General features: G+C 42.0%; 4 protein-coding genes. All 4 read left to right on the top strand.

Features of this window, described 5'->3' with window-relative positions:
* The first annotated feature begins 360 nt into the window (after positions 1–360).
* Positions 361–1797 carry a DUF4139 domain-containing protein gene (locus Q0236_RS01750; RefSeq protein ID WP_297914315.1) on the top strand — a complete coding sequence of 479 codons (1437 nt, stop codon included), beginning with the start codon at positions 361–363 and terminating at the stop codon, positions 1795–1797.
* A 458-nt stretch (positions 1798–2255) separates the two neighbouring features.
* A complete protein-coding gene (locus tag Q0236_RS01745; RefSeq protein WP_297914313.1) occupies positions 2256–3056 on the top strand; it encodes a hypothetical protein in 801 nt (266 codons plus the stop codon).
* A 48-nt stretch (positions 3057–3104) separates the two neighbouring features.
* On the top strand, positions 3105–3230 hold the full coding sequence (locus Q0236_RS01740) for a hypothetical protein (RefSeq protein ID WP_297914311.1): 126 nt from the start codon (positions 3105–3107) through the stop codon (positions 3228–3230).
* A 20-nt stretch (positions 3231–3250) separates the two neighbouring features.
* Positions 3251–4018 carry a hypothetical protein gene (locus Q0236_RS01735; protein WP_297914309.1) on the top strand — a complete coding sequence of 256 codons (768 nt, stop codon included), beginning with the start codon at positions 3251–3253 and terminating at the stop codon, positions 4016–4018.
* Positions 4019–4678 lie beyond the last annotated feature (660 nt).

Genomic DNA, 4678 nt, shown 5'->3' with positions numbered 1-4678 from the left:
ATCGGTTTAAATTCGCGGACGAGCTAAGCTCATCCTTGCGAGCGGGAGTGCAAGCACTCCCTGCACCTGAGCGGAGCAATACGAGCAGGCGTTAAGACGCTTGCGAAGTCTCCGCGAAAGATAGTCAGAAATTTTGCTGCGCAAAATTTTAAAATTTATCAGTTTGGCTTCGCGAGCAACAAAGCTTATATAGCGCTAGCAGCGGTAAAATTTTAACGTCCGCGGCGGAGTTTTTACGGCGGCGAAATTTTAAAATTTCAAAGCGGGCGGCGGGGCCGGAATTTTAAAATTCGCTCCGAATTTTAAGCATAAAAATCAAAATTTATCGTTACAATTACGTAAAATTTTTAAGGAGCGAAAATGAAAAAAATAGTTCTTTTAAGCGCAGCTGCAGCGCTTGCCGTAAATTTAAGCGCGCAGGAAAACAGCCTTGAGATCTACGCGAACTCCGCCTTCTTGCATCAAAACTTCGGCGCGCAAAAATCAAACTTCAGCGTGAACGTGCCGGAGTACTTGGATATCCGCAGCATCGAGATTGTGGGCTCTTGCGAAGTGCGCGAATTGTCTTTGGAGGAGAGCGAGCCCGTGAAAAACGCGGAATTCGCCAAAAAAGAGGCGGACGAAAAGAGCTTGCGCGAGCTAAGCGACCGCCTGGTCGCGCTTAAGGCGCAGCAGCGTTTTTTAAGCGATTTTGCGAGCTTAAAAGATAGAAGCCTGGCGAGCCTAAAGGCGGATTCGCAAAAAATTTACGACGAGGTCTTGCTCGTAGCGGGTGAAATTTCAAAGGCTGACGAGCAAATCGGAAAGCTCAAAGAGAAAATTTCAAAATATGTGATCAAAAACGAGCGCCGCTTAAACGTGAACTTTGGCTGCGATCCGAGCTTTGTAAAAATAAGTTACCCAGTTGACGTGAGCGCCTATACGCACAACGAGCTCTCGGCAGATCTTGCAAGCGGCAAAATCGAGGTTACGCAAAAGATCTCGGTGCAAAACCCGCTAAACGCGGAACTAGCAAATTTAACGATCGCGCTGTATCCTTACGAATACTCCTCGCAGACCGCGCCGCAGCCGTTTTACCCGTGGTATGAGGGCGAGCCTATGGAGCCTGAGCCCGTAGCGGAGTATAAAAAGGACGTGATGCTAGAGGTGGCGGATATGCAGAGGGCGCCTGCGGCGGAGGCGAGATCGTCGTATGCAAGGACGGGCTCGAATATCGAAAACTCGCTCTCAAAGGCGTGGAAAATTAGCGGCGTAAGTCTAAAAGCGGGCGAGACGGGCGAGTTTAGCTTCGATAAACAGAGCCTGGATGCGAAATTTGATCTGCTCATCGATGGCTACGGCAGCGAGGCAGCCTACGTGCGGGCTAAATTTATCCCCGAAAGAAGCATCGAGGAGAGCGAAACGCTAATAAAGCTCGACGGCGTGCAGATCGGGCTCGTGCATCTAGGCTTTGCCGCAAACTCCGAGGCTACGGCATATCTGGGTAAAAACAGCCTGATCGAAGTTAAAAAAGAGCAGGCGAACAACTTCACGAAAAACTCATTTTTCGGCGGCGAAAGTAAAAATTCCATGGCTTGGGATTACGAGATCAAAAATAGCTCCAAGCGCGCGTGGAACGTGGTTTTGCAAGAGCGAGCGCCCGTTTCGACGCATGAGGACGTAAAGGTCGCGCTGAAAAACTCGCCCGAGCAGAGCAGCCTCGGCAAGGACGGGCTACTTAGCTGGGACTTCGAGCTAAAGCCGGGCGAGAGCAAAAAGATCCGCTTCGGCTACGAGCTAAGCAAACCGAAGAAGTAACGAGCTTTGGCGCTCGCGGTTAAATTTTGCGCAGCGAAGTAGCTTTTTGTGGTGCGGTTAAATTTTATGCAGCACCGCTTTATGAGACGGGCTCCCCTTTCGGCGTGCCGCTAAATTTTATACGGCAGACCGACTTTTTGCGGTGCGGTTAAATTTTGCGGGCGTAAAACTAAGGCGCGGCTTTAGAGCTTATCTGAAATTTTTGGCGCCGCGCCGAGTAAAATTTAAGCGCTGCAAGAACCAAAAATTTAAATGTTTCGGCGATTTAAAATTGGCTAGCGCGAGATATGAAATTTAGCGACGCAAAGAGGTTTTGGCGCTAGGCAGAAAACTTTGAGCATCGCGTAAATTTATCTCAAATTTAAAAAGCTCAGGACGATGAACGCGGAGCAAAGGTATAAATTTTACGGAGCGGCGAGGTGTGCGTTTGCTTCGCTGGCGTCATTTAAAGGATCGTTATGAAATTTCGCAAACTTAAATTTAAAATCCTAGCCGTGGCGCTACTTTTCTGCGCCCTGTTTATCCGCATCGTGCCGGATTATTCCACTTCGCAAGGCTCCTGCGTAGTTACTATTTTTAGCTATTACAAATATCAAAAGGGATATTGTCTAAAAGAGAATAGAATTCTGAGCAACGAAGAGTTACTTCGAAATGCCGCTATAAATTATTTTAAAAGATATCACGACTATGAGGTTCTGCGAAATACCATTATCGATGAGCACGATATAAAAAATTTCGGCCATAGTTTTTATACGGCGCGCATCTCCAAGCTCTATCTAATCGGCGATTTCAATGAAGAAAACTGGTTTGATTTTTTGGTTGAAAATACCGACAGGAAGAGTTTTGATTATGAGATAAAAGACAAGACGCAAATAGATATCTCCGATCTATCAAAATATTTTGTATATAAGGATGAAATTTTGGGCTTTAGACAGCCTATTATCTTATCGGAAGAGAAAAATCCATTTCATAACGGAAAAATGTTTTTAGAAAAATCATTTTTAATAAAAGAAAATCAATTTTTTGTGAATTATGTTGATGTCGATGATATAAGTTTTTACATTGAATATAATGTTATTAAAAATTTAATGGCAATAAAAAGCGGATATGAGAGTTTAGAAAACTTTAACAAAGTCTTGGCTTATACTCATATGAAACATTATAGACGTAAATTCTCATACGATAATTGCGGAAATATAAATTTTGATATCAAAGCTCCGGCGGAACAGGAACTGGATATGTGGATTCACGGTGGATAAGATTGGTTGAAATTTTATCTTAACGAATTTACCGAAAAAGGATAAGAGATGGGCAAAAAAGAAACTGATTTGAGATTAGAATTAGAGGGTAATTACGGCGCCGATATATTGAGTTATTATTTGTGGGGAAAGAAAACTCCTCCTGGTCCGAAAGAATTAGCCTCTAACGAATAGATGGATAGAAAAGGACTGATATGAAATTCTACAGGTCTATTAAATTTAAAGTGCTAGCTGGAGCGCTACTTCTTATAATAATACTCTGCGCCGCATTTATCCGTATAATTCCCGATTACTCCACTTCACGAGGCTTCGCCGTCGTTTCTCTTTCCGACTATAACAAATACAAGCAGGGCTATTGCCTCAAAGAAAACAGAATTTTGCCCAAAGAGGAGCTGTATAAAAAAGTAGCAGGGGCATATTTAGATAATAATGTAAAATTATACCAAATGATCGATGCTTATAGGTTGAAAACCTTCGGTAGTCTTTGGTCCAGTAGATATGAGGTTGCATACTACGAACTAGAAAATATAAACTTATCGAATTGTTTTGAAGTATTGGAAAAATATTACCAAGAGGGAAAAACGACCGAGGAGATACTGATGAAAGAGTTAAAAGCTAAAAAAACCGATCCGAAGAAATATTTAAAAATAAATTTGAAAGATACGAGCGTTGGATTTGATAGACCGATAGTTATGGTTGACGGTGGCGAGAAAGAAGTCACAGGTACTTTGTTTCTTGATAAATTTGCTATATTTAACGGCAATTATATGCAATTTAACCATTCGGAGTATCTGTGCGATACGAGAGAGAGAGGAAATTTTATTATCGTGAAGAAATACTATAAAGAGAGAAAAAATGCCGTAGTCGGTATTGGAAAAGGGTTTAAATTTGATAACTGCGGCAATATAAATTATCCGCTGGAAGAATATTATTTGGGCGGTAGAGATATAGAGAGACGCTAAATTCTCTAATATGAATTTTGTTAAAAAATTTAAGGGACTTAAGACCGATGAATGCGGAGCAAAGGTATAAATTTAAATTTCACAGGGCGGCGAGATATTTGCTCGCTTAGCGGGTGGTTTTCTTGCTTGATTGGTGGGCGGCGGCTTTGATTTTTGGCAGGTTTTGCCTTTGGCGGGCGCGCTAAGAATCGCCGTTTTTGTAGCAATATTTGCGATTTTGGCTTGCGCGCTGCTTTGGTATTTGTTTATCAGGTATAAATTTGGCTCAAGATAGGCTAAAAACTCCTTTGAAAATTTTTAACCTATCTTGAGCCTAAATTTAACTTTTTAAAATTCTAGCCATGCGAGTTTGTTAGTAAATTTTATCGCTAATGCTTTGATATGCGGTATTTGCGATTGATAGGATTTTTGAATACGACATCGCAAAAGCGCTGGATATTAAAATTCCAATAGATCCATTAAATTTATCTCCCTTTAAGCCCGCTACAAATATAATCTTACCGTATTGCGAGGTAGCGTAATAGCGTATAAGCGGCATATCCCTTCTCTAGCACGGACGCAGGATAGGTATGCGAAAGCTCTCAATGCTAATAAACGTTTTATTTAGCAATACGAATATCTCAATCCCAAAGGACTTTCAATGAAAAACCTGTTTAAATC

Origin of the sequence: uncultured Campylobacter sp., assembly GCF_938031315.1 — a bacterium.
GTDB lineage: Bacteria > Campylobacterota > Campylobacteria > Campylobacterales > Campylobacteraceae > Campylobacter_B.
This window is presented reverse-complemented; position numbering and strand designations above follow the sequence as displayed.

What these genes read in the sequence shown, in the direction of transcription:
- Q0236_RS01750 (WP_297914315.1), top strand. Translation starts at nt 361, where the DNA reads ATGAAAAAAATAGTTCTTTTAAGCGCAGCTGCAGCGCTTGCCGTAAAT.
- Q0236_RS01745 (WP_297914313.1), top strand. Translation starts at nt 2,256, where the DNA reads ATGAAATTTCGCAAACTTAAATTTAAAATCCTAGCCGTGGCGCTACTT.
- Q0236_RS01740 (WP_297914311.1), top strand. Translation starts at nt 3,105, where the DNA reads ATGGGCAAAAAAGAAACTGATTTGAGATTAGAATTAGAGGGTAATTAC.
- Q0236_RS01735 (WP_297914309.1), top strand. Translation starts at nt 3,251, where the DNA reads ATGAAATTCTACAGGTCTATTAAATTTAAAGTGCTAGCTGGAGCGCTA.